24 protein-coding genes are annotated in these 25,936 nt (G+C 46.0%); 17 read left to right on the top strand and 7 right to left on the bottom strand.

Annotated elements, in window-relative coordinates:
* Entirely contained in the window at positions 1–1,344 is a 1,344-nt protein-coding gene (locus AB4307_RS03490; RefSeq protein ID WP_017065013.1) for a glutamine synthetase family protein, read from the bottom strand.
* A 342-nt stretch (positions 1,345–1,686) separates the two neighbouring features.
* Here AB4307_RS03490 and AB4307_RS03485 point away from each other — a divergent pair, with 342 nt between their 5' ends.
* The 8 genes from AB4307_RS03485 to gabT all read left to right on the top strand — a co-directional run bounded on the left by AB4307_RS03485 (position 1,687) and on the right by gabT (position 10,626).
* Positions 1,687–2,433 carry a gamma-glutamyl-gamma-aminobutyrate hydrolase family protein gene (locus tag AB4307_RS03485; protein WP_017065012.1) on the top strand — a complete coding sequence of 249 codons (747 nt, stop codon included), beginning with the start codon at positions 1,687–1,689 and terminating at the stop codon, positions 2,431–2,433.
* 16 nt (positions 2,434–2,449) lie between these two features.
* Positions 2,450–3,007 carry an HTH-type transcriptional regulator PuuR gene (gene puuR, locus AB4307_RS03480; RefSeq protein WP_017065011.1) on the top strand — a complete coding sequence of 186 codons (558 nt, stop codon included), beginning with the start codon at positions 2,450–2,452 and terminating at the stop codon, positions 3,005–3,007.
* Positions 3,008–3,043: 36 nt separating this feature from the next.
* The gene (locus AB4307_RS03475; RefSeq protein ID WP_017065010.1) at positions 3,044–4,528 is read left to right on the top strand and encodes an aldehyde dehydrogenase; all 1,485 of its coding nucleotides are present in this window, start codon (positions 3,044–3,046) and stop codon (positions 4,526–4,528) included.
* A gap of 30 nt (positions 4,529–4,558) precedes the next feature.
* Positions 4,559–5,836, top strand: a complete 1,278-nt coding sequence (locus AB4307_RS03470; protein ID WP_017065009.1) for an NAD(P)/FAD-dependent oxidoreductase — start codon at positions 4,559–4,561, stop codon at positions 5,834–5,836.
* A 21-nt stretch (positions 5,837–5,857) separates the two neighbouring features.
* Positions 5,858–6,724, top strand: a complete 867-nt coding sequence (gene aguB / locus AB4307_RS03465) for an N-carbamoylputrescine amidase (RefSeq protein ID WP_017067340.1) — start codon at positions 5,858–5,860, stop codon at positions 6,722–6,724.
* A gap of 11 nt (positions 6,725–6,735) precedes the next feature.
* Positions 6,736–7,818 carry an agmatine deiminase gene (gene aguA / locus AB4307_RS03460; RefSeq protein ID WP_017065007.1) on the top strand — a complete coding sequence of 361 codons (1,083 nt, stop codon included), beginning with the start codon at positions 6,736–6,738 and terminating at the stop codon, positions 7,816–7,818.
* Positions 7,819–7,911: 93 nt separating this feature from the next.
* The gene (locus AB4307_RS03455; protein ID WP_017065006.1) at positions 7,912–9,339 is read left to right on the top strand and encodes an NAD-dependent succinate-semialdehyde dehydrogenase; all 1,428 of its coding nucleotides are present in this window, start codon (positions 7,912–7,914) and stop codon (positions 9,337–9,339) included.
* A gap of 15 nt (positions 9,340–9,354) precedes the next feature.
* On the top strand, positions 9,355–10,626 hold the full coding sequence (gene gabT, locus AB4307_RS03450; protein ID WP_017065005.1) for a 4-aminobutyrate--2-oxoglutarate transaminase: 1,272 nt from the start codon (positions 9,355–9,357) through the stop codon (positions 10,624–10,626).
* Between the two features lie 173 nt (positions 10,627–10,799).
* Here the strand turns inward: gabT and AB4307_RS03445 are convergent, their stop codons facing one another.
* The 4 genes from AB4307_RS03445 to uraH form a co-directional block, all read right to left on the bottom strand.
* Entirely contained in the window at positions 10,800–12,161 is a 1,362-nt protein-coding gene (locus tag AB4307_RS03445) for an 8-oxoguanine deaminase (RefSeq protein ID WP_372057742.1), read from the bottom strand.
* A 156-nt stretch (positions 12,162–12,317) separates the two neighbouring features.
* Positions 12,318–13,769 (bottom strand): nucleobase:cation symporter-2 family protein, encoded by a 1,452-nt coding sequence (locus AB4307_RS03440; RefSeq protein WP_102450562.1) that lies wholly within the window; start codon positions 13,767–13,769, stop codon positions 12,318–12,320.
* 224 nt (positions 13,770–13,993) lie between these two features.
* The gene (locus AB4307_RS03435) at positions 13,994–15,337 is read right to left on the bottom strand and encodes an NCS2 family permease (RefSeq protein WP_017065002.1); all 1,344 of its coding nucleotides are present in this window, start codon (positions 15,335–15,337) and stop codon (positions 13,994–13,996) included.
* A 244-nt stretch (positions 15,338–15,581) separates the two neighbouring features.
* Positions 15,582–15,935 (bottom strand): hydroxyisourate hydrolase, encoded by a 354-nt coding sequence (gene uraH, locus AB4307_RS03430; protein WP_061033007.1) that lies wholly within the window; start codon positions 15,933–15,935, stop codon positions 15,582–15,584.
* Between the two features lie 411 nt (positions 15,936–16,346).
* On the opposite strand from uraH, the gene puuE reads away from it, so the two are divergent.
* The 9 genes from puuE (at position 16,347) to AB4307_RS03385 (ending at position 23,379) form a co-directional block, all read left to right on the top strand.
* On the top strand, positions 16,347–17,285 hold the full coding sequence (gene puuE / locus AB4307_RS03425) for an allantoinase PuuE (protein ID WP_372131120.1): 939 nt from the start codon (positions 16,347–16,349) through the stop codon (positions 17,283–17,285).
* 22 nt (positions 17,286–17,307) lie between these two features.
* Positions 17,308–17,823 (top strand): 2-oxo-4-hydroxy-4-carboxy-5-ureidoimidazoline decarboxylase, encoded by a 516-nt coding sequence (gene uraD, locus AB4307_RS03420; protein ID WP_048613965.1) that lies wholly within the window; start codon positions 17,308–17,310, stop codon positions 17,821–17,823.
* 123 nt (positions 17,824–17,946) lie between these two features.
* Complete coding sequence (gene alc, locus AB4307_RS03415; protein WP_372131118.1) at positions 17,947–18,933, top strand: allantoicase; 987 nt, start codon at positions 17,947–17,949, stop codon at positions 18,931–18,933.
* A 14-nt stretch (positions 18,934–18,947) separates the two neighbouring features.
* Positions 18,948–19,508, top strand: coding sequence for an ureidoglycolate lyase (locus tag AB4307_RS03410; RefSeq protein WP_372131116.1), 561 nt, complete (start codon positions 18,948–18,950; stop codon positions 19,506–19,508).
* A 14-nt stretch (positions 19,509–19,522) separates the two neighbouring features.
* A complete protein-coding gene (locus AB4307_RS03405; RefSeq protein ID WP_372100807.1) occupies positions 19,523–20,842 on the top strand; it encodes a urate hydroxylase PuuD in 1,320 nt (439 codons plus the stop codon).
* Positions 20,843–21,189: 347 nt separating this feature from the next.
* Positions 21,190–21,627: a hypothetical protein gene (locus tag AB4307_RS03400; RefSeq protein ID WP_004732861.1), complete on the top strand. Its 438-nt coding sequence runs from the start codon at positions 21,190–21,192 to the stop codon at positions 21,625–21,627.
* 230 nt (positions 21,628–21,857) lie between these two features.
* The gene (locus AB4307_RS03395; protein WP_017086627.1) at positions 21,858–22,097 is read left to right on the top strand and encodes a hypothetical protein; all 240 of its coding nucleotides are present in this window, start codon (positions 21,858–21,860) and stop codon (positions 22,095–22,097) included.
* Between the two features lie 16 nt (positions 22,098–22,113).
* Positions 22,114–22,587: a GrpB family protein gene (locus AB4307_RS03390; protein WP_137002188.1), complete on the top strand. Its 474-nt coding sequence runs from the start codon at positions 22,114–22,116 to the stop codon at positions 22,585–22,587.
* Between the two features lie 267 nt (positions 22,588–22,854).
* Complete coding sequence (locus tag AB4307_RS03385; protein WP_136982328.1) at positions 22,855–23,379, top strand: hypothetical protein; 525 nt, start codon at positions 22,855–22,857, stop codon at positions 23,377–23,379.
* Here AB4307_RS03385 and AB4307_RS03380 read toward each other — a convergent pair.
* Both AB4307_RS03380 and guaD read right to left on the bottom strand, forming a co-directional pair.
* A complete protein-coding gene (locus AB4307_RS03380) occupies positions 23,376–24,257 on the bottom strand; it encodes an AEC family transporter (RefSeq protein WP_004732869.1) in 882 nt (293 codons plus the stop codon). The genes AB4307_RS03385 and AB4307_RS03380 overlap by 4 nt on opposite strands.
* A 287-nt stretch (positions 24,258–24,544) precedes the next feature.
* A complete protein-coding gene (guaD, locus tag AB4307_RS03375) occupies positions 24,545–25,879 on the bottom strand; it encodes a guanine deaminase (RefSeq protein ID WP_108180033.1) in 1,335 nt (444 codons plus the stop codon).
* Between the last annotated feature and the right edge of the window lie 57 nt (positions 25,880–25,936).

Genomic DNA, 25,936 nt, shown 5'->3' with positions numbered 1-25,936 from the left:
TTATGCTGAGTGCAACATCCAGTCGATTTCTAATGGAGTGATGGCGCGTTCAAACTCCGCCAGTTCACTTCGTTTACAAGCTAAATATAGATCGACAAACTCTTTAGAGATGTACGGGGTCAGCTCACTGCGTTCTAGCTGATCGAGAGCTTCAGACATACGCAGAGGTAAGTCTATTGCATCATCACTGAGGGAGTTAGGACATTGGTCTTTGGTATAGTTTTCACTCGCTAATACTGCGGATAGTACTACTGCAGCGAGAATGTAAGGGTTAACGTCAGCTCCCGCAATGCGGTGTTCAATTCGGCGATTGTTGCTGTCGCTGATAGGAACACGCAGTGCGACACCACGATGGTTCTCGCCCCAGTCTGCTTTCGTTGGCACGTAAGCTCCTGGAACAAAGCGGCGGTAAGAGTTAACGTTAGGGCAAATCAAGGCCATGGAATCGGATGTTTGAGCAAGCATCGCGGCCATGGTTTGATAAAAGAGATTACTGGGTTCACCATCTTGTTGGCTGAAGTGGTTATTGTCGTTGGAATCCACCAAGCTAAGGTGGATGTGCATACCGTTACCAGCTTGCTCACTAAATGGCTTAGCCATGAAGGTAGCATCGAAATCATGTTGATTAGCAATTTGACGAATTAGGCGTTTGACGATGATGATTTCATCACACACTCGTAGTACATCTTTAGAGTGGTTGAAGTTAATTTCGAATTGTCCTGGGGCGGATTCAGATAGTGCCCCCGAAGTATTTAACCCTTGTTCTTGAGCGACTTTGTTAAGATCGGCCAAAAAGTCTGCGTAATCATCCAAACCATCTAAGTCATAGACTTCGGTATCTTTTTCTCGTGATTTTTTGTTTGGGTTGATGGCTGTTTGTAGTGCTCCCATCTCACCCCGCTTCCTGTCTATTAAGTAAAACTCTAGCTCTAAGGCAACACATGGATGTTGATCTTTGGTGTGTAACTTTTCGAGAATTTCACTGACGATATTACGAATAAAGAGCGGGTTTGGGGTGTGGGCTGACTCATCCATCATACTCAACATTATTTGGCCCACTTGCTCTTTAGCGGTAGGCATCAATGTATCCGCAATTGGGAAACACATGTTGTCTGGTTCTCCCAATTCTTCACCTAACCCTGCTGTTTCAACCACATTACCTTTGGTATCTAAAGTAATTGTCGAGAGGGGAAGAGCTACTCCTTTATGCAGCTTGTGTAGTGCACTTACTGGGATGCGCTTGCCTCTTGGTGTGGCATTGATGTCGGTAAAAATCAGATCAACAAACTCGATGTTGGGCCATTTTTGTCGAAAATTTTTAACTTCCTGTAGATACGATTCCATTGTGTTCTCCAACTAGCCTCTATTTGGTAAATTAAAAGTAACAAAAAAGAAACAAGTCAATTGTACTAATTAGACTAAAGTCTAGTTTTAAAGGTTATTTCCTTTTAATACATAAGCTTGCGTTGATTACTTTGAAATTTACAATTTTATTGAAAGATGTTTCTGTTAACTATTTTGTAACAGTTGATTGTGTTTTGCTCAATATAATGTCCAAAATTAGTCGTTTTTTTGACCAAAAAGGTGGGTTTGGTCACGCTTTGGTCATAATATCGAACATCGGTGTTGATAATTTTGTACATGATTTGTAGTGTAAGTGTTAAATAAATCGAGCACGGAAGTAACATGTCTAGAACAAGCAAACCCATTATTGGAATTGTTAGTTGCGCTAAAGAATTGGGTGGCTATCAAATACAGGCAGTGAATAATTTTTACCTCACGGCTGTGAAAGACTTTGGTGGGTTGCCACTGATATTGGCTCCGGATATGGCAAGTGAAGACGTTGAGCGTCTTCTTAACATCTGCGACGGTTTTTTATTTCCGGGGAGTCACTCAAATGTGGCACCACATCATTACAACGGCACTCATGAAGAGTCTAAGAAAGATGAAGCTCGAGATGAGCTTTCCTTTACTTTGATTCGTCAAGCGATAGACAAAGACATTCCGTGTTTTGGTGTTTGCCGTGGATTTCAAGAGATGAATGTTGCTCTGGGAGGCTCACTGAACCCAGCAGTTCATGATTCAGGTTTCAACGACCATAGAGAGAGTGAGGTCGAAGACTTTGAGGAAAAGTACGCTCCATCACACGCGGTGTTGGTGCAAAAACAAAGTTTGTTTGAGAAATGGCTGACTGAAAATCATTGGGAAAACACTATCTTTTTTGAGGTTAATACTCTTCATAACCAAGGGGTTGACCAATTAGCTCCCCAACTGACTGTGGAAGCTAAAGCACCGGATGGTTTAGTGGAAGCGTTTAGTCTTCCAGGGCAAAAATTCTTTGTTGGCGTGCAGTGGCACCCAGAATGGAAAGCAAAAACGAATCATTTCTCTCAAATTTTGTTTAAAGAATTTATGATGGCGGCCTCTCTATAAGTTAGGAGCCACCTACATGGACAACCAAGAGATTGGTAAAAATATTGTTCGATTAAGAAAAGAACATGGATTGTCACAACGAGAATTAGCCGAACGAGCTGGTATTACACATAGCGCGATCTCTTCGATTGAGAATGCGAAGGTAAGCCCTTCAGTAAGTTCGTTGCAAAAAATAGTGAATGTTTTTTCTTTATCTCTTTCGGAGTTTTTCACACTTGAACAACCCAAAAGCGATGAAGTGAAGGTTGTCGTTGCACCTGAAGAGTTGGTTGAAATGGGCAGTGAGTCGGTTTCAATGAAATTGGTAACCAACGGCAGCAAAGAACAGGTAATTGGATTTTTGATTGAAGAGTATGCCCCCCACGGCACAACGGGTGCGGCGGAAATTAAACATGAAGGCGAAGAGATCGGCACTATTTTAGAGGGCGAAATCACTCTGGAATACAAAGAGCAATCTTTTGTCCTTAAACAAGGTGAATCGTACATTATTGATACGACGCAGCCGCACAAGTTCACAAATCACACAGACAAGGCTTGTCGAATGATAAGCGCGCATACGCCAACCACATTCTAAGTGGGCCTTGCCTTGTTGTGATAACAAGGAGAGCGTATGAAAACCCAAGAACAATGGATTGAACTGAGAAACAATCTAAACATCGAAAATCGTGCCTTTATTAATGGCGAATATAGCGCAGCTATCAGTGGAGAAACTCTAGATGTTGTTAACCCGGCTACCGACGAGACACTGACCCAGATAGCTCGTTGCCAAGAAGAAGATGTTGAGCTTGCGGTAACATGTGCTCGTCAAGCTTTCCTTTCTGGTGAATGGAGCAACAGCGCTCCGTCATATCGCAAAGCGGTACTCAGCCAATTTGCAACGCTGATTGACCAACATCGTGAAGAACTTGCGTTGCTGGAAACCCTAGATACGGGTAAGCCAATCAGCCATAGCTTTTCAACCGATATCCCTGGTGCTGCAAGTGCACTGCGTTGGTATGCAGAAGCCATCGATAAAGTGTATGGGGAAGTCGCGCCAACGGAACAAGATGTACACGCCTTTGTTTCTCATCAAGCTATCGGTGTTGTTGCAGCGGTAGTTCCATGGAACTTTCCATTATGGTTAGCTTGCTGGAAACTTGGCCCTGCATTAGCAGCAGGTAATAGCGTTATTCTTAAACCCTCTGAAAAATCTTCTCTCACTGCTATTTATATTGGTCAACTCGCCAATCAAGCAGGCTTACCACGTGGCGTTTTTCAAGTCGTTACAGGCTTTGGCCATGAAGCCGGTGATGCTTTAGCGAAACACCATGACGTCGACTGTATTGCATTTACGGGTTCCACTCGTATTGCTGGTCAATTAATGGTTCGTTCTGGTGAAACCAATCTTAAGCGTGTGTTTGCTGAGGCTGGTGGTAAGAATGCCAATATCGTATTTGAAGACTGCGAAGACCTCGATCGTGCAGCCGCAGAAACCGCTGGTGGTTGCTTCTATAACCAAGGCGAAGTCTGTGTCGCTGCAACTCGTTTATTAGTGCACGAAAGCATCAAAGATCGCTTTGTTGATAAAGTCATTTCTGCGGCTCAATCCTTTATGCCGAAAGACCCAATGGACACCTCATCTTCGATGGGAGCGCTCATCGATCAAGGTCACAAATCAAAAGTGCTTGAATATATAGAGCTTGGCCAAGCGGAAGGTGCAGTTCTTCGTTGCGGGGGTGATGTTGAAGGCAAAGGTGCATTTGTTGAGCCGACCATTCTTGATAACGTTGACAATAAAATGCGTGTCGCCCAGGAAGAGATCTTTGGTCCTGTACTTTGTGTTATCTCATTTAAAGATGAAGCTGAAGCCGTCGCAATCGCCAATGACTCAAAATACGGTTTAGGTGCGGCGCTTTGGAGCAATAACATTAACCGCGTACACCGTGTAGCTAAACAGCTTCAGGCAGGTTCTGTTTGGGTGAACAACTACAACGAAGGTGATATGACCGTCCCTTTTGGTGGGTTCAAAATGAGTGGTAACGGCCGTGATAAATCACTGCACGCCATCGAAAAATTCACAGAAACCAAAACCACTTGGATTCGCCTTCACCCTTAGCCTGCTGATGATTAATAAAGGAATATCACTATGAATAAGCATACGGATTCGTTTTACGCCCACTCTATCCCGAACATGCCAGAGTTCCCACAACTGCAAGACAACATTGAGTGTGATGTGTGTGTGGTTGGGGCTGGGTTTTCAGGTTTATCTTCGGCTCTTCATTTAGCCGAGAAAGGTTTTAAGGTAGTGGTACTAGAGAGTGCCAAAGTTGGTTTTGGAGCAACTGGTCGTAATGGTGGACAGATCGTCAATAGCTACAGCCGAGATGTTGATGTAATAGAAAGCCGTTACGACCAACCCCAGGCTAAAGCCCTGTGTGACATGATTTTCGAAGGCGGAGATGTCATTCGTGGCCTAATCGAAAAATACGATATTGAGTGTGACCACAAACGCGGTGGCCTATTTACCGCGCTAAACAAAAAGCAGTTAATAGGTTTAGAGCATCATAAGAAAAACTGGGAGCGATATGGTAATGACCAGCTCACCATGTTGGATGCTAGCCAAGTAGAAGAGGCGGTTGGTACTCAAGCTTACACCGGTGGCTTGCTTGATATGCGAGGTGGGCACATTCATCCGCTTAAACTCGCATTGGGGGAAGCCGCAGCATTTGTTTCTCTTGGTGGCCAAATTTTTGAACAATCAGCGGTAACGTCCATTGAAAAAGGTGCGAATCCTGTTGCAAGAACAGCGAGCGGTAGCGTGAAGAGTAAATACTTGGTGTTAGCTGGCAACGCCTACTTAGGTGGGTTGGCTCCGAATATCAGTAACAAAGCCATCCCATGTGGAACTCAAGTCGTGGCGACAGAGCCGCTTACCGATGAGCAACTAAAACAGGTTTTACCAAGTGACTACTGCGTTGAAGACTGTAATTACTTACTGGACTATTTCCGATTGAGTGCCGACAAACGCTTGTTGTTTGGGGGCGGGGTGGTTTATGGCGCTCGTGACCCTCAAGACATTGAGTCTCTGATTCGTCCTAAGTTAGAAGGTATTTTCCCTCAACTTAAAGGTATCAAGATTGATTACACATGGACTGGTAACTTCTTACTTACCTACTCACGTATGCCGCAGTTCGGCGCATTCGACGACAATATTTATTATTTGCAAGGCTACAGTGGTCATGGAGTTACCTGTACTCACTTGGCTGGCAAGTTATTGGCAGAAGCCTTAACAGGGCATGCCGAACGATTTGATGCCTTCGCACAACTCAAGCACTACGCCTTCCCTGGTGGACGTCACTTCCAAATACCATTCACAGCAGTTGGCGCAGCGTATTACAACCTAAGAGATAAACTGGCTATCTAACCGGACGATAAGGAACATCCAATGAGTAGAGTAGTAAAATTCGCGGCCCTGCAACTGACCAAAAGCTGGGATCTGGAAGATAACCTAAATAAAGCTAAGCAAGCGATTCGTGAAGCTGCGAGTAACGGTGCCAATGTGGTTTTGCCGCAGGAATTGTTCGCTGCTCCTTATTTTTGTAAGAAGCAAGAAGCTAAGTATTTTGAGTTGGCTGAGGAAGTAGACAATTGTCTGTTGATAACAGAGATGAGTGCATTGGCAAAAGAACTCGGGGTCGTGATTCCAGTTAGTTATTTTGAAAAAGCGGGCAATACCTTCTTTAACTCATTAGTGATGATTGATGCCGATGGCACTGTGCTAGATAACTACCGCAAATCACACATCCCGGATGGTCCGGGTTATAGCGAAAAATACTATTTTAGTCCTGGAGATACTGGTTTCAAAGTATGGCAAACCCAGTTTGGTAAGTTCGGCGCTGGTATTTGCTGGGATCAATGGTTTCCCGAGCTTGCTCGTAGCTTAGCGTTACATGGTGCAGAAGCCATTTTTTACCCAACCGCTATTGGCAGCGAACCACAAGATCCAACTTTAGATTCTCGTGATCACTGGCAACGCACTATGCAAGGCCATTCCGCTGCAAACTTGGTTCCTGTGATTGCGTCTAATCGCGTAGGCACAGAATGTGATGATGGCATTGAAACCACATTCTACGGTTCTTCTTTTATTACCGATCATACTGGTGGCAAGTTGGCAGAAGCGCCACGTGATGAGGAAGCTATCATTTACGCGGAGATTGATTTAGCCGCAACGGCTCAAGCGCGTCACTCGTGGGGGCTGTTCCGTGACCGCCGCCCAGATCTATATGGCTCTGTGGGCAAACTAGCAGTTTAAAGGGGCAGACTATGCAGTTATCGACAACACCACTGCAAGATGGGTTCTACTTTCCAGCTGAGTTTCATCCTATTGAAGAAGTTTGGTTGGCTTGGCCAGAAAGACGAGACAATTGGCGTGATAACGCCCTTCCTGCCCAGCAAACATTCGCTAGCATTGCGAATGCAATAGCAGAAGTGACTAAGGTTTGTGTCGCCGTGAGTGCGAAGCAATTTGATAAGGCGAGAACATTGCTTCATTCAGATATTCGGCTTGTTGAAATCCCATTCAATGATGCGTGGATGCGTGATATTGGGCCCACAGTGTTGGTGAATCAAGACGGCGAGCGTCGTGGAATCAACTGGCAGTTTAACGCTTGGGGTGGTGACTATAATGGCCTCTATGAAAACTGGCAGCAGGACGACCTAGTGGCTAGCTCAGTATGTGACATTATCGGAATTGATCACTACAACGCCCCATTCGTTTTAGAGGGGGGCTCAATTCATACTGATGGCGAAGGTACGCTCTATACAACAGAAGAGTGTTTGCTTAGTCCGGGACGCAACCCTGAGTTGAATCAACAACAGATAGAAACACATCTCAAAGAATATCTAGGTATTGAAAAGGTCATTTGGCTGCCTAAAGGACTATTCGATGATGAAACTGACGGACATGTTGATAATTTGATGCATGTAATTGCCCCGGGGAAAGTGGTATTGAGTTGGACAGATGATCCATCAGACCCACAATTCGCATTATCTCGTCAGGCGGAACAAGTGTTAAAAGATCAATCTGATGCTAAAGGTCGAGAGATTGAAATCATCCGTTTACCGTTGCCAGGGCCTTTGCACTATAGCGAAGCAGAAGCAAGCGGAATTGATAAAAGTGATGGAATGACACGTGATGCAGGGGAAAGGTTAAGTGCTTCTTATGCCAACTTTCTTATCGCGAATGGTTATGTGTTTTTGCCATTGCTCGATGATAGAACTGACGAGCAGGCAATAAAAATATTGCGGCAAGCGATGCCTGAACATCAAGTCGTTGGTATACCAACGCGTGAGGTTTTGCTGGGTGGAGGTAACATCCACTGCATTACTCAGCAGATCCCTGCTTAGGAAAACCATTATTAAAACAATGAACTATTGGTTTTCTGCTTGGTAGGGTAACTATCAGTAGACGCCAAGGTAAAGCTGTCAAAAGGAATCCCCATGCAACAAATTACAAATCAATCATTGCTGTCGTTTATGGTGCTAAATCAAGACCAAGGTATTGCTGTAAGTAACCCCGCGACGGGTGAAATACTTGGTTATGCACCAGTGTCGTCTGAACATGACATTTTAGATGGGGTCGAGCGTGCAAGCTTCGCGCAAAAAGAGTGGGCTTTGCTGCCAGCCAAAACCCGTTCTGGTTTACTACAAAAATGGTATCAGTTGTTACTTGATAACAAGGAAGATCTCGGTCGCCTGATGACGTTAGAGCAAGGCAAGCCATGGGCAGAAGCACAAGGTGAGGTGTTGTACGGCGCAAGCTTTATCGAGTGGTTTGCTGAAGAAGCGAAGCGTACCTATGGTGAGACAATTCCAGCGCCAAGTAGCGACAAACGCCTTGTAACTATGAAACAACCTATTGGAGTAGCTTGTGCGATTACTCCGTGGAATTTTCCTATTGCAATGATAACTCGTAAGGCAGGTCCAGCACTTGCGGCTGGCTGTAGTTTTATTGTGAAGCCGTCTGAATCCACACCTTTATCTGCTTTTGCTGTAGCTGAGCTAGCATATCAAGCGGGCATTCCTCGTGATGTACTGCAAGTGGTATTGGGCGCGAATTCTCGTCAAGTTGGCGGTATTTTTACCTCACATCCTCTGATTCGTAAGCTCTCTTTCACGGGCTCTACGCAAGTTGGAAGAGTGCTGATGCAGCAAAGTGCAAACGACATCAAGCGAACGTCAATGGAGCTCGGTGGAAATGCACCATTTATCGTATTTGATGATGCAGATATTGATGCGGCTGTGCTTGGTGCAATGGCGTCTAAGTTTCGTAATGCCGGTCAAACTTGCGTCTGCGCTAACCGTTTTTATGTACATAACAAGGTGTACGATGAGTTTGTTGAAAAATTCGATGCAGCAGTGCAGCAGCTTAAAGTAGGCAATGGTCTAGAAGAGGGTGTAAATGTTGGTCCGGTAATCAGCGAATCAGCAAAACAAGGTATTCAGTCCCTCATTGACGGCGCAATCGAACAGGGCGCGAAACCAGTTACTGAGCCGAAAACTCTTGATGGTCTATTCATGCAACCTGTCGTTCTCAAAAACGTTACGCATGATATGGATATTATCTCGCAAGAGATCTTTGGCCCCGTCGCTCCTGTGATCAAATTTGATGATGACCAACAGCTTATCGAAATGGCTAACGACACTATCTATGGCTTAGCGTCTTACTTCTATAGCCAAAATATCCACCGTGTATGGAAGATAGCAGAAGCACTGGAGTACGGCATGGTAGGAATTAACGAAGGCATGATCTCTACCGAGGTAGCCCCTTTCGGTGGAGTTAAGCAGTCCGGTATCGGGCGTGAAGGGGCAAAACAAGGTATCGATGAATACATGAGCATCAAATATCTCTGCTTTGGCGGCAACTAATCAAAGGACATGACAATGACAAATCAACAACTACATCAAAGAAGAAGCGAAGTTATCGCTCAAGGCATGGGCGCACTGTACCCACTTTATGTCGAAAAAGCAGAGAATGCTCACGTGTGGGATGTGGATGGAAATAAATATATCGACTTTGCTGCTGGTATCGCGGTAACGAATACAGGGCATGCAAATAAGCGTATCAACGAAGCGGTAAAGGCTCAACTGGATAACTTTTCACACACTTGTGCTATGGTGACGCCTTATGCCTCCTTTGTTGAACTGGCAGAAAAGCTCACAGAACTCGCCCCCGGTGACAGTGATAAAAAAGCGATTTTCCTGACAACAGGAGCTGAAGCGGTTGAGAATGCTGTGAAAGTAGCGAGAGCTCATACTGGCCGCAGTGGTGTGATTGCTTTTAAAGGTGGCTTCCACGGCCGTACTAATATGACCATGGGGCTAACTGGTAAAGTCGCGCCTTACAAAGCGGGCTTTGGCCCATTTCCAAATGAAATATTTCATGCACCTTACCCAAATGCTTTTCATGGCGTAAGCACAGAACAAAGCCTGCAAGCGCTCGATGATTTGTTTGCGTGTGATATTGAGCCATCACGCGTGGCGGCGATAATCTTTGAGCCTGTGCAAGGTGAAGGCGGTTTCTATCAAGCCCCCGCGGAGTTTGCTCAAGGCCTGCGTGAGTTGTGTGACAAATACGGCATTATGCTTATCGCGGATGAAATTCAAACGGGCTTTGCGCGCACGGGTAAAATGTTTGCCACTGAATATCTGGGCATTGAACCCGACATGATAACAATGGCAAAAGGTATTGCGGGTGGTTTCCCTATCTCAGCAGTAGTGGGAAAAGCCGGTGTTATGGATTCGGCACTACCAGGTGGCTTAGGTGGTACTTACGCTGGCTCTCCGTTGGGGTGTGTGGCTGGTTTAGAAGTCCTAAAAATTATCGAAGAAGAGCAATTGTGTGCTAAAGCAATGGGCATTGGTGAGGTTGTGAATGCCCGTATGAGCAAGCTACAGGAATCGGTTCCAGCTATTGGTGAAATACGTACCACTGGAGCGATGATGGCTATTGAGTTTACTGATCCAGAGTCAGGCAAGCCATTGCAGGACTTAACTAAAGCGGTGATAGCGAAAGCACAAGAAAATGGTCTTATTCTGCTTTCGTGTGGTGTAAAAGCGAATGTAATTCGTCTGCTTCCACCATTAACTATTGAATCTGAAGTACTCAGCGAAGGCTTAGATAAGCTTGAGAAAATTATTCTGGAAGTTGTTTAGGATTTGAGTTAAGACATTGTATTTTAATATAAAGGTCATTGTAGATATTCTTTTCGTGCTTATAATGTCCCTTCCTGAAATGTATTTACACATTGAGGACGGGGCTGTGAATGAATAAGTAAGGCCGACATCATGTCGGCCTTTTTGTTTTCGCTTTTCTAGTTGGCGTGTACCTAGTTATTCATCGCCAGTTTACCTAGCTTCATTGCAGCTGCATGGTGGCGGTGCATTAGTTGTTCCATGTCTACGCCAATCACAGCGCCATCGTTCACTCGCCACTTACCTGCAACCATCACTTTATCCGCTTGTTGAGCACCACAAAGTAGTAATGCGGCCAGTGGGTCGTGGCTGCCAGAAAAACGAATATCATCGAGCTTGAACATCGCGATATCGGCTTGTTTGCCAACCTCTAGTGTACCAATGTCGGTTCTGCCCATTGCCGCGGCAGAACCGGATGTCGCCCAGCGCAATGCATCAAAGTGTGAAACGTTGGCGGAACCATATTGCAGGCGTTGTAGATACATCGCCATGCGCACTTCGGCAATCATATTAGAGCCGTCGTTTGAGGCCGAACCATCCACACCTAGCCCGACTTTTACGCCTGCTGCTTCTAGATCGTTGTTTTTACAAATACCGGAAGCCAACATCATATTGGAAGTTGGGCAGTGACTGATACCAATGCCTGCTTTACCCAAACGTTTGATCTCTTCTGGATTGAAGTGAATACCATGAGCGAGCCAAGTGCGCTCGTTCAGCCAACCCACATCTTCTAGGTAATCAACTGGGCGCAAGCCAAACTTCTCTATACAGAAGTCTTCTTCATCGAGCGTTTCGCATAGGTGCGTGTGCATCATGACGTTTTCACGCTCACTGATCTTGGCGGTCTCTTTCATCAGGTCGGTAGTGACTGAGAACGGCGAACAAGGCGCGAGCGCGATTTGAATCATCGCCCCTTCATCACGCTGGTGGTAATCACGAATCAAGCGCTGGCTGTCATCAATGATGGTTTGTTCGGTTTGAATGGTGTGTCTTGGTGGCAATCCACCCTCATCTTCCCCTAGGCTCATGGAACCTCGGGTAAATATCGCTCTAACGCCCAGTTTCTCTGCGGCCTCGACTTGCAAATCAATAGCGTGCTCAAGCCCGTCTGGTAGCAAGTAATGGTGATCGGAAGCAGTGGTACAGCCCGACATCATTAACTCAACCAGCGCCAGCTCTGTGGCAAGGCTCATCATCTCCGAATCGAGGTTGGCCCAAACTGGATAGAGGCTTTGTAGCCAATGGAAGAGTTCTTTATTCAGTGCGCCGGGGTAGGCACGCGTTAGGGTTTGATAGAAGTGGTGGTGCGCATTGATAAGCCCAGGAGTCACAACATGACGAGAGGCGTCGACGCTGTAATCTACGGGTAAGGTTGGCTCTTTGTGTTTGCCAACCAGCTCAATGATTGTATTACCTTTAATGACAATTCCGCCTTCTGCATCAGCCAATGAGCCAGTGTAGATTGCGAGAGGATTCTTAATCCAGATGGTTTCCATTCATAGTAGTCCTTAGCCATCTCAGCCTTTTCAGGGAAGAGGGTCTTTATTGGTATTTGTAGTGAAAGATAAATTCGAATCAGGGCGTTAAAACGTTCAATGCTCTAATCAGCCCTGATTCTGTGAAAATCGGTTTTACGTCAGTCAGTGAACCAGTTAGTTCGCTTTGGGCTCAGGGTTTTCTGAAGCCGCTTGAACGTCTGCTTCTGTACTTGCTTGTTGAATCTCTAATTGCTCGTCTGAGTGTCGTTCTTCTTCAGCCTGTTCTTTCATTTCTAGCTCAACTTGCGCTTGGCTTTCGGCCAGTGCTTCTTGCTCTTCTGCTCGTGAAGACTTTGGTAAAACAAGGTTCAATAGCACCGTCATGATAGTACCGGTAGTGATGCCAGAGTGAAGAAAGTTCGCAAGGTCATGCGGCAAGTGTTGCAGCAATCGTGGTTCGAAAGTGACGGCCAAGCCAGACGCCAAACCGACACAGATTACCAAGGCATTTCGCTTGGTGTCTGCGGCCTTGATCAACATGCGGATACCCGCGTAGGCAATCATACCGAACATCACAAAACCCACACCACCTAGAACAGGTTTCGGAATCGTGACGGCAATAGCGGCTAATTTCGGGAATAAACCGCCTAAAATTAGCAAACCACCGGTTGCAGCCACTACATAACGACTTGCTACACCTGTGATACCCACAATACCGACGTTTTGACTGAACGATGCCAGTGGCATTGCCGTTAAAATCGAAGATAAGGTACTACCAAGTCCATCGCCTAATAGACCACGTTTTAAGTCTTTACCGCTGACTTGGGTTTGGCAGTTGTTGCCTAGTGCCATGAAGTCACCTGTTGCTTCGGCGATAACCACGATGTACACCAAGCTCATGCTGATGATGGCACTCGCAGAAAAGGTAAAGCCATATTTGAAGGGCTCAGGTCCGCCAACCCAAGCGGCAGAGCTGATTTGCTCAAGGTCGACCATGCCGAGTGATAGCGCCACAATATAACCGCCCGCTAAACCAATCACGATGGCCGAAGCGGCAACCGCGCCTTTACAGTAAACCGATACGCCAACCACAATCCCCAAAGAGATCAGTGCTAGAAACAGCTTTGGCAGCGTGGCGAATTGTTCTGTGTTGGCAGGAGAGTCTCCGACCCAGTTCATGGCAACCGGTAAAATGGTTAAGCCGATTAAGGTAACCACTACACCACTTACCACGGTTGGGAACAGTTTCCGAACCTTGTCCATATAGAAGCTGGCACCAATCACCACGAACGAGCCGATAAGCGCTGAGCCCATGATCGCGGCGACGCCACCTTCGTTACCAATCGAGATAGCGACGCCCAAAAAGGCAAAGCTCGAACCCATCACCACGGGCAGTCGAATGCCAACAGGGCCAAAACCGAGACATTGAGCGACGGTCACAATACCTGACGCCAGCAGCGCAGCATTGATCAATGAAACGATCTCGGTGTTAGGCAAGCCAATTGACGCGCCGACAATAAGGGGAACAGCGACGATGCCACCAATCGAGGCGAGCATGTGCTGTAATGCGAGTAGGAAGGTTAAGCCGTGAGGCGGTCTTTCATTTAGGGTGTACAGAAGTTTCATTTGATATTCCTCTGCCTGCGTTTCCGTTTACAGGCGATTGGCGGTCAAATAATGACTTCTACAAACTGCGTAGGGTCATAAAAAAGTGCACTGAATCGGTAGGGTTTCTACTCTTTCGTCATCAATGCAATTAGCTTTCTTAAAAATCATGTTGTTGCTTGGCTTGCGAACCAGCCAAGCAACGTTGTGAGCAATCAAGAAATGACTGCTCAGGAACTATAGGGTTAACCGATGAACACCAGCTTGGCGATGAAGATAGCCGCTAGGAAGTACATCGAGATAGACACATCTTTGGTTTTACCTGTCGCTAACTTAAGCACGGTGTAGGTAATGAAACCCAATGCGATACCATTCGCGATAGAGAAGGTCAGTGGCATCATTAGTGCGGTAATCGCGGCTGGAGCACCGTTAGTAAAGTCTTTCCAATCGACGTGCTGCATGCTGCTCATCATCACGAATGCGACGTAAATAAGAGCACCAGACGTTGCGTAAGCTGGGATCATACCGGCTAACGGTGATAGAAAAATTGCCGCTAAGAACAACACACCAACCACAATCGCAGATAGGCCAGTACGTGCGCCTGCTGCAACACCGGCTGCACTCTCTACATAACTGGTTACTGGCGGACAGCCTACACACGCACCCGCCACGCTTGAAATACTGTCGGCTTTCAGTGCTTTGCTTAGGCCTTCAATCTTGCCCGTTTCAGGGTTGGTCAGGTTTGCACGCTCAGCTACGCCCATCAAGGTACCAGCTGTATCAAACATGTTTACAAAAAGGAAAGCCAAGATAACGCTGATCATCGATACGTTTAGTGCACCGGCGATATCCATTGCCATAAAGGTAGGCGCTAAACTTGGTGGTGCAGCGAAGAAGCCATCGTAGTGAACTAGGCCAAGCATCATGCCGACTAGCGTTACACTCAAAATACCGATAAGCACCGCGCCAAACACTTTACGCTCACTCAGAACCGCAATGATCAAGAATGCAATCGCAGCAAGCAGAGCTTCTGGTTTCGTGAAGTCACCCAATGAAACCAAAGTTGCTGGGTTTTCGACGACGATACCCGCTGTTTTTAAGCCAATTAGACCTAAGAACAAACCAACACCTGCAGTCATGGAATAGCGCAAGCTCTCAGGAATACTCTCGATGATCCATTGGCGGACTTTGTAGAAACTCATCCCGACAAACAAGATACCGGAGATAAACACCGCACCCAGTGCCACTTCCCAGCTGTAACCCATTTCGCTTACTACTGTGAATGAGAAGAACGCATTCAAACCCATGCCCGGTGCTAGGCCGACAGGCCAGTTCGCAAATAGCCCCATTAACAAACAGCCGATCGCAGCACCAATACAGGTTGCGACGAATACTGCCCCGGCATCCATGCCTGAAGCGGCCATGATTTGTGGGTTAACGAAGATGATATAAGCCATGGTCGCGAAGGTGGTGACACCGCCGACTAACTCATTTTTTACACTGCTTCCGTGTGCCTTAATCTTAAAGAGCTTCTCTAAAATTCCGTTGTTCGCATCTTGGTTGAGTATTTCTGTTTTACTCTCACTCATGTCTGCAAGTCCTTTTATGTTGTGATCCATTTATTGAATACAGCGAGATTTCAATATTAAGTTTTAAGGTTTTTCCTAGCTCTAACTCGTTATTCATGAGCTTTGCGCGGCTCATTTTTTAACTGTTAACGTTGTTAGTATTTTTATGTGAGCGTGTTTAATGAGCATGCATCTTTTTAGATGCACGCATGAATCTGTTTATTATTGGGTGATTGAGCCTAGATCGGGATTCTAAGCATTGGGACTAACTGCCCCGATAAGTCGAGAAACTGTATGGTGAGACTAAAAGCGGAACGTGGTAGTGCGCATCGGGATCATCCAAGCCGAAACGAATAACCACATCGTCTAGGAAAGGCACGCCATCTAATTCGACACCTTTGCTTTTGTAGTAATCGGCTACATAGAACACCAATTGATATTTCCCCGGGCGGAAATCATTTCCTGCCAGAATCGGCGCATCGGTACGGCCATCGGAGTTGGTGAGCACGGTCGCCAGCTTTTCTGTTGAGTCTTCGTTTACCTTATAAAGCTCTACCTTGATCTCTGCGCCAGGCAAGCCGTGTGTGGTGTCTAATACGTGTGTTGTTAATCTTCCCATAGTCCTTTAATAGCGCTTTTGGCGCTCCTCTGTTCCGTGGTTTATGTATCCATTTCGACCTTGCAAAAGAGTGCAACTGGTCACTTTGTTATCACTAACTATGTACGAACTGTACACAATTAGTAAAGCAAATTGTTGTAAAAATGTTAACTATTGTGTCTTTTTTTCTGACTTTACAGATCCTTATTATCGTTTTTTGGTGAGGTTGGGTTTTATTAAATTGTTGTTTTAAGACTACAAAGTGGTTTAAATTTAACTTGAATAACAAAATCTTTACATTGAGATAAATAATTGTATACAATAAATGTACAGGGGTAAGGTTGCTCGGTTTTGAAATAACCAATAGCTGAATCATTTCGATGGGTCAGTTGAAGAGCGGCTAAGCCAACCACTTATGTTAGGAGTACTTGGATGAATAAGGATTATTCAAGAAATTTGATCGGTTACGGAGCGAATCCTCCCAACCCTCAATGGCCAGGTAATGCGCGCGTCGCGGTTTCTTTTGTATTGAACTATGAAGAGGGCGGTGAGCGTTGTTTGTTACATGGAGACGACGAGTCTGAAGCCTTTCTTTCAGAGATCCCGTCAGCACAGCCGATCAAAGGCGAGCGTCACATCAGCATGGAGTCCATCTATGAGTATGGTAGCCGAGCGGGTGTGTGGCGTGTTCTTCGCTTGTTCGATGAATATGAAATTCCACTGACTGTATTTGCGGTCGCTATGGCAATTGAGCGTCACCCAGACGTAGCTGAAGCCATGGTCGAAGCAGGTCACGAAATCTGTAGCCACGGTTATCGCTGGATAGACTATCAATACATTGATGAGTCAGAAGAGCGCGACCACATGACCAAAGCGATTGAGATCATCCAACAGGTAACGGGTCAACGCCCGCAAGGTTGGTATACCGGTCGTACAGGGCCGAATACTCGTCGTTTAGTTGCAGAAGAAGGTGGCTTCCTTTACGACTCAGATGCCTACGACGATGACCTGCCTTATTGGCACACCGAAACCGGTCATCCACAACTGGTGATCCCTTACACACTTGATGTGAACGATATGCGTTTTTCAACGGCGCAAGGCTTTAACTCTGGTGAGCAGTTCTTCCAATATCTGAAAGACACGTTTGACACCCTTTATATGGAAGGCGAAACCGCACCGAAAATGATGTCGGTTGGGCTGCATTGTCGTCTGATTGGTCGCCCCGGTCGTATTGCTGCATTGAGACGTTTCTTAGATTACGTAAAACAGCACGACAGCGTGTGGTTATGTCGTCGAATCGATATCGCCAACCACTGGCACCAACATCATCCATATCAACCAAATAACGCTAATCATCAACAGCAAAAGTAGCAGTGAAGCAAGGAGGCTTAACGTGACTGAATTTCGATCATGCCAACCAACAACCATGGACCGCGATACCTTTGTCGCTCACTTTGCTGATGTTTACGAGCACAGCCCATGGGTTGCAGAAGTGGTGTATGACCAAGGTTTGAATGCCGAAGATGACCATATCGAGAATCTTCATCTGAAAATGGCATCGACCTTGTTAAGTGCAGACCAAGGCAAACAGTTGGCTTTGATCAACGCTCACCCGGATTTAGCCGGTCGAGCAGCAGTAAACGGCGAACTCACCGAGTCGTCGACCAAAGAACAAGCGGGGGCGGGCATCGACCAATGCAGCGCCGAAGAATTTGAAAAATTCACTTCTTACAACAACAGCTACAAAAGTCGCTTCAATTTCCCTTTTATCATGGCGGTGAAGGGAGCCAATCGTTACCAAATTCTTGAGTCGTTCGAGATGCGATTAGGAAATGATAGTGAAACTGAGTTTGCTACGGCGATTCAAGAGATCAACAAGATCGCGATGTTTCGTCTCTGGGATATGTAAGTTAACGGAGTTAACAGCTATCTCAGCCCAGTCTTAGTGCGTTAAAGGTTTGATTTGTAAAAACATAAGCCACTAAGTTCTCATTTTATTATTACTTGATTAATTTCATAGGATTACACGGACATGACCCATAAATTTGAACAGTACATAAACCTTGCAGACGAAAAACTCGGTGCAGAAGCCACCTTCGCAACAGACGATTTTTTCGCGGATAAAAGCCGTCTACTCAGCCACGCAGCGGCAGAGTGGAAAGACGACTTATACGACGATAACGGCAAGTGGATGGACGGTTGGGAAAGCAGACGTAAACGTGGTGAAGGTTACGACTACTGTGTCGTTCGCCTTGGCCTAGCTGGCACCATTGCTGGCGTTGATATTGATACCTCATTCTTCACAGGTAACTTCCCACCTTCGGCATCAATTGACGCGTGTTATTCACCACAAGGTGAGCCAACTGACTCAACAGAGTGGCAAGAAATTCTGCCTTCAATGGCACTACAGGGTGATCATCATCATCTTGAAGCCATCGAAAGTGACCAAGTATTTACGCACCTACGTTTGAACATCTATCCAGACGGTGGTGTCGCGCGCTTACGTGTTTATGGCCGACCAAGTGTCGATTGGGACGCAATAGATTCTCAGCAACAAGTTGACTTAGCAGCCGTTGAACACGGTGGCCGAGCACTCGCATGTAGCGATGAGCACTATGGCAACAAAGCCAACATCTTAGGCCCAGGCCGTGGTGAAAACATGGGTGATGGCTGGGAAACAGCACGTCGTCGTACACCGGGTAACGACTGGGTTATCGTGGCACTAGGCCACCCAGGTAACATCGAACGCATCGTTGTTGATACAGCCCACTTCAAAGGTAACTACCCAGATAGCTGCTCGATTCAAGCGGCTTATGTGAAGGGCGGTACCGACGACCAAGTAGAAACACAAAGCCTATTCTGGCGTGAACTGTTGCCAGCACAAAAGCTGCAAGCGCACGAAATTCACAAATTCATTTCTGAGGTAAACGACCTTGGTGCGATTACCCACGTACGTGCAAACATATTCCCAGATGGTGGTATCAGCCGTTTGCGTCTGTTTGGTACGAAAGCGAAATAGGTAAGGAAATGAGTATGAGTAATGGAATACGTCGTTTATCCATCGAACCGTTAACCAAGCAGGCTTTTGCAGAGTTTGGCGATGTTATCGAGTCCGATAATAGTGATTTCTTCATGATCAACAGTGGGTCAACACGTCGCTACCACAAGCTAGCGACAACTGATGTGCAAGACCAAGATGGAGAAGCGATCATCAGCATCTTCCAAGCCACACCGTTGAGCTACCCACTGACCATCAAAATGTTAGAGCGTCATCCACTTGGCTCTCAGGCATTCATTCCATTACTTGGTCAACCCTATTTAATTGTTGTTGCGCCAAAAGGCGACGATCCAACATTAGCCAATAGCCGAGCTTTCTTGAGCAACGGCCGTCAAGGAGTGAACTATCACAAAGGGGTGTGGCATCACCCAGTTCTTGCGCTTACTGATCAAGACCAGTACTTGATCGTCGATAGAGGCGGCGAAGGGCACAACTGTGACGAAGTTTATTTCGACAGCGATCGAGTGGCATTGCATTTGGACGACTTGCCAACGGACGACAATAAGGAAGAGCAACGCTTAGCTAAAGCGTTGTGATACAGGAGTTTATTATGGATCCGCATATTACAGAGTGGTTGAACTTAGCAATACGCTGGGCTCACATGATTGTTGGTGTTGCGTGGATAGGCGCATCATTTTACTTTGTTTGGTTAGAGAACAACCTTAACCGAGTAAACCCCAAAACGGGCCTTTCAGGCGACTTATGGGCAATTCACGGCGGTGGTATTTATCACCTAGAGAAGTACAAACTTGCGCCACCAGAGATGCCAGAGCACCTGCACTGGTTCAAATGGGAAGCCTACTTCACGTGGATCACCGGTGTGTGTCTACTGGGTGTGGTTTACTACCTTAACGCTGAGATTTACCTGATTGCACCGGGCTCTGGCCTTGATTCAACAACGGCAATCGCGATTGGTATTGGCTCATTCGTTGCTGGTTGGTTTATCTACGACTTACTGTGTGACTCGCCTTTAGGTAAAACCCCCGTGTTACTTGGCGTTGTGTTGTTTGTTCTGCTCGTTGCTGCGACGTACGGCCTAACCCAAGTATTCAGTGGTCGTGGTGCCTACATCCACGTGGGTGCGATCATTGGTACCATCATGGTGGGTAACGTATTCCGGGTTATCATGCCTGCACAACGCAACTTGGTGAAAGCGATTGAAGAGAAGCGTGAACCGGATCCGGCACTGCCAGCGAAAGGCCTACTGCGTTCTCGTCACAACAACTACATGACATTGCCAGTGTTGTTCATCATGATCAGTAACCACTTCCCAAGTACTTATGGCTCGGAATACAACTGGCTGATTCTTGCTGGGCTAGCGATCTTCAGTATCTTGGTGCGCCACTACTTCAACACCCGTCATGGTAGCCAGAAGTTTGCATGGACAGTACCAGTAGCGGCATTGGGTATGATCACGCTTGCGTTTGTGACTTCACCTTACGCGAAAAAACAGATGACTCCGGTTGTGCAAGCACCTGTGGTTCAAGAAGTGCAAGTCAGCGCGACTGAATCAGCGACAGAAGAGCTTGCTGGAAACGACACAGCGTCAACGACGACTAGTTCTCAAGCTGTACCTGCAGACCACGCAATGCAAACGGCTAGCGCAGGTGTAAGCTTTGAAACCATTAACAAAGTCATTCAAGAGCGCTGTTCTGTGTGTCATTCATCAACCCCGAGCCACGCCGCTTTTGCTGCTGCGCCAGCCGGTGTGATGTTTGATACCCCTGAAGAGATTAAAGCCAACGTCCCAAGGATTGTTGCTCAAACCGTAACAACCAAGGTGATGCCGCTCGGCAACATGACTCAAATGACCGACGAAGAACGCGCACTCATCGGCACTTGGGTAGAGCAAGGCGCTACGCTTCAATAATGATGTAAATCCTTTACCTAAGAGCATGAGTCTTAGGTGAGGCTTGGGGAGAGTTTGGTTTCGGGCACGCGCCAAACTCATCCCACCCTGTTTCCCCGGTTCCTATAACCGGGGCTTTTTGTTTTTGGACAAAGGAAATGCAGAATTATCATTCAGTTGGTGACTCTAGGTGCATATGTGGTTTAGAGTTCGAAGAATTGGGTTTTATTAAGTATTTTGGTGTAATCAAATCTTTATGTTACCTATGCTAACAATTTTACTTGATTATTCTTATTAAAGTTAAAGCTGTATTGAAATATCAAGTGTGCATCCACCTAAACTTGACCTAGGCATATAGGAAACCATTAATGAGTAACGTTATTCCATTTAGAAAGAAACCAACTTCAACTCAACACCCGAAAACAACGATTAAGATGAGCGATTGCCATTTTGAAGAAAATGGTATCGGTATGCTTTTAGGAGAAGGTGTAGAAGTTGAAATGGATACAACTACTTTCCTTAACAATGGCATGGGGATTGTTGCTGGCTCAACCGATGAAAAATTTCTTCAAGCGTTGTCTGAATCAAAACCTCAAGAAAGGCTAGGGTTTGCGAATGAACTAAATCAATTCGCTAGCATTCCAGATAAAGAACTACGTACACAAGAAATAGAGAAGTCTTCTATTTCCAGGAAATTATCTTCAATAGCCAATATTGCGACTGTCACAACTTGGCTTAATGAAGTTATTGAGGGCGTATCAAGCGTAGATTTTGAAGCGTTATTAAATACGATTATGGGTAGCTAGCGAGATAAAAACAGCTGAAGAGAACTTACTTAAGCTTGGTATCTCGCATAGGTGGCTTACAGTCTTTTAGCTATATCGTTTAGCAAGGAAGCTCTGTGAGTCATTGCATGTCGATAGTAAGTACTTACGTTTAAACTGATTCATTGCGTGCGCAGTCCTGTATAAGGTTCTTGATATGAATCTCTACCCATGGCACTTTTAGTCCAAATTGACTTTAGTTAGGACAAAAAATGGAAGACTTGATAGTCGCGTATTTTAGGGCATTGAGCTCATTCTTTAGGTATCTGTTTCAGTCGATATTGATTGAGTTCATTGGTTACGGAGCTGGCTGGATAGTTTGTAAAGTATTCACATTGGGGCGCTTCCCCCCATTGATTCCAACTGAAAAAGAGCGAACCAGAATCTCTTATATCGGAGCTATTAGCATCGTGTTGCTTCTGTTAGCAATTGGTGTGTTCAATAGTTTGTGATTCGGAGTAAGGATATATGAAATTTTACCCCGCGGAACAATACCAAGCAGCTTGCAACGAGCTGTTTATCCGATACGAACGTGACATCAAAAAGCTAATCCCTAACGCGAGAGTTGAGCACGTAGGTGCATCTTCTATTCCATCTGCAGTATCTAAAGGCGACTTGGATATATTCGTCGGTATTGAATCGAGTGAACTTGAGTACGCCATTGAACAACTCACAACACTCGGCTTCAATGAGAAACTCGATACCTTAAGAACGCCGGAGCTGTGCATGTTGGAGTCTACATCAGGACATGACGTGGCCTTGCAAGTAGTTGCCAATGGTTCTGAGTTCGAATGTTTTCTAAGGTTTCGTGACAAGCTACGTGCGAATCCGGCATTAGTGGAGCAATACAACACCCTCAAAATGTCTTGTGAAGGTTGGCCACAAGATGAATACCGCGAAAAGAAGTCGGCTTTTATCGAGCATGTGTTGGCTTTGAAATAACAACAAGTTTCGATTGGATATTATTCATCCAAATCCTAACTTTTTGTGCTGTTTTTACTTTCCTCTTACACTCTTTTCAAATATCGAATTTAGTATCAAATTTCTCTTTGTTATACAGGCAAGTCTCTCATTATGAAGAACTTCTTTGATAGCGAACTCATGCTCTCTAGCTCTTTGAATTTCGTTTTGCTATCGCTTGGGCTAACGCTCCTTTTTCATCTTCCGATTTGGTGTGGGTTCAACTTGAGCCGACGCAAATGGAAGCTTATGGATTATTTATGGCCGTTCTTGGCGGGTATCGGGATGCTGGGTGCAGTGTCTGAGATTCGTGCGAAAGTAGCGGGTGATTGGGTTGAAACCGAACAAACTAGAGCGGTGGCGATTTTAGAATCGGTTCAGCAGTTTTCTTTGGATAAATTAAGAAGCGACATCTGTACAGGTCAGCCATCTTTGGACTCTCACGGGCAACACCATGAGGCGTGTTTATGGTATTTGAACACGGCGATCACGTTCAAAGATGTCGATTTCACCTTGTTACCCAACGCATCGGATTTTACGGTTCCTGCGCCGAGCGTGTCGCTGGTTGAAAGCGATGCCGTGTGGGTGGATGGTATGCTGAGTCAGTATGAGAAGCAGAAAAACCAATACATAAAAACCAGAGAAGCGCAGGTGAAGCAGCCATTAGAAAGCCTCTTCTGGTATGTGAGTCCTTACTTAGTCTGTTTCGCTATTGCTCTGCGCCTTACTAAAGTGACGGCAGAGCTTAAACTGGATAAGTGCGTAAACAATTAACTCGACATAGACAGCGCGAACGACAGTAAAATAGGCAAGGTAACCACACTTAGGAAGTTGCCGAACAACACCATAGATGCGACTTTAGGCGGCTCGACATTGAACCGTTCAGCGAACAGGTAGTTCATCACGGCAGGTGGCAGCATGGTGAACAGCACCATCATTTGTAGGTGCAGCGTTGGCAGCGGGATAAAGAAGTAGATGATGGCGAAGGCGATGGCACCAGTAAACAGCGATTGAGCCGTACACAGCAAGCCAACTTTGAGTCCGCTTAGCTTCAAGTTCACCATTTGCGAACCCAACGACAACAGCATAATTGGGACAGCAGCTTGTCCAAGCAGTGAAGTGGCTTCGTAGATTGGATTCCATACTGCAATGCCAGACAGGTTGAGCGTCATCGCTAATGCTGCGGCTAAGAATATCGGCATCTTGAGGATCTGTTTGATCGGATTACCTTCGCTTAGTAGCGCTAAACCGACACTAATGTGCACGCATGCCGATACCACAAACAGCAATACCGCAGGGGCTAATGCACTCTCACCAAAGGTATAGGTGAACAGGGGAATGGCCAGGTTGCCACTGTTGCGGAACATATGTGGCGGCGCCCAAGCTTTGAAGTTGAGCTTAAAGATCTTACAGATTGGTATCATCAATAAAGCGGGCACCAACACCGCGACCAAAGAGGCGGTGATGAGTGGCAGTTGTTCGGTGTCGAGAGGCATGGTGGTCAGCGAGGCAAACACTAGCGCAGGAATACACACATCCATGTTGATGCGATTGATCGGTTTGAAATCGGGCTTGAGCCAACGACCCACCGCAAAGCCAGCACTGGCTAAAGCAAAAACGGGAAACAGAATGCTGACGACCTGTTCGAACATAGAATTCCTTTCTAGATTGAGTGCTTCCATTTAGCTGAGAAACGAATGTTTTAGAGAGACGCTAAAGTGAAGTATGAAGTCGATATGTATAAACATTAACCTATCAATATAATGACTTGGCGTCACCGAAGATCGTTGTTTGTGAACGGTTAATTTATATTTCTTTGAATGAAGCACAAAAAAGACCAGTGGCATCAGCAACTGGTCTTTCAAGGCTAGATAAATCTGGACGGATTTTTAATTAACGACGGCTGTCGCTGTCTAGCGATTGTTACTCGGTTTTCAGTCTAGCTAACGAGCTTTTGATAATCTTTGAAATTCACATCGTAGGCTTTCTCGCCGTAGATGTAAGTCTCGCTGACGGTTCTGTCGTCACCCAGGCTCATCAATACAAATAGCTTCTCTTCAAGCTTGGTCGCTTGTTCCATTCTAAAGCGCATCAATTGTGTGGCGTGTAAGTCCAACACCACGAAATCGGCTTCTTTTCCTACTTCCAAGTTGCCAATCTTGTCTTCTAAATGCAGTGAACGTGCACCACCTAATGTGGCTAAGAATAGCGACTTAGCTGGGTGCAACTTCTTATGCTGTAGCTGCATGATCTTATAGGCTTCACTCATGGTTTGTAGGATTGAGAAGCTAGTGCCTGCGCCGACATCAGTCCCCATACCAACACGAATGCCGTGCTCTTCCATTTCTGGTAATCGGAATAAACCTGAGCCTAAGAACAGGTTAGAGGTCGGGCAGAAAGCAATGGCAGATTCCGTGTCGGCTAGGCGCTTACATTCGCAATCAGACAAGTGAATGCCATGGGCGAAAACCGAACGTTTGTGCAGTAGGCCATAGTGGTCATACACATCCAAATAGCTGTCGCGCTCTGGGAACAGTTCTTTTACCCATTCAATCTCTTTCTCGTTTTCAGAAAGGTGCGTGTGCATATACACATCTGGGTACTCTTCTAGCAATTTACCAACGGTAGCCAATTGTTCTGGTGTACTGGTTGGCGCGAAACGAGGTGTCACGGCATAAAGCAAACGGCTGCGGTTGTGCCATTTCTCAATCAGTTCTTTGGAGTCGGCGTAGCCAGATTCTGGCGTGTCGGTGAGGTAATCAGGCGCATTGCGATCCATCAAAACCTTACCCGCAATCATACGTAGGTTGCGCTTCTCAGCTTCTTCAAAGAAAACGTTAACCGACTCTTTGTGTACCGTGCCGAACACGAGTGCCGTGGTTGTGCCGTTGCTTGCTAGTTCGTCTAGGAATAGCTTCGCCACTTTGTGTGCGTAGACTGGGTTTTTGAAGCGCTTTTCTTCTGGGAAGGTGTAGTTCTCTAACCAATCAAGAAGTTGCTCACCGTAAGACGCGATCATCCCTGTTTGAGGGTAGTGGATGTGCGTATCAATAAAGCCAGAGGTGATCAGCTTGTCTTTGTATTCTTTGACTTCGAGTGTTTTAGGTTGGCGAGCCAATACCTCGTCGACATGGCCCAAGTCGACGACATGGCCGTTCTCAACCACTAAAACACCGTCTTCAAAATAGTCGTAAGACTCATCGATGCCGACGTCTTTTGGGTCGGCGACGCTGTGTAAAATACTGGCGCGATAAGCTTTGCGTTGCGTTGTCATGTTTACTTCCTTTTAATGACTTCAGCGACGTTATGGCCACTGAAGCTTTGCGACTTG

The organism is Vibrio sp. 10N.261.52.C2 (assembly GCF_041471425.1).
GTDB lineage: Bacteria > Pseudomonadota > Gammaproteobacteria > Enterobacterales > Vibrionaceae > Vibrio > Vibrio crassostreae_C.
The sequence above is the reverse complement of the archived record's forward strand: the minus strand, read 5'-3'. Positions and strand labels throughout refer to the sequence as shown.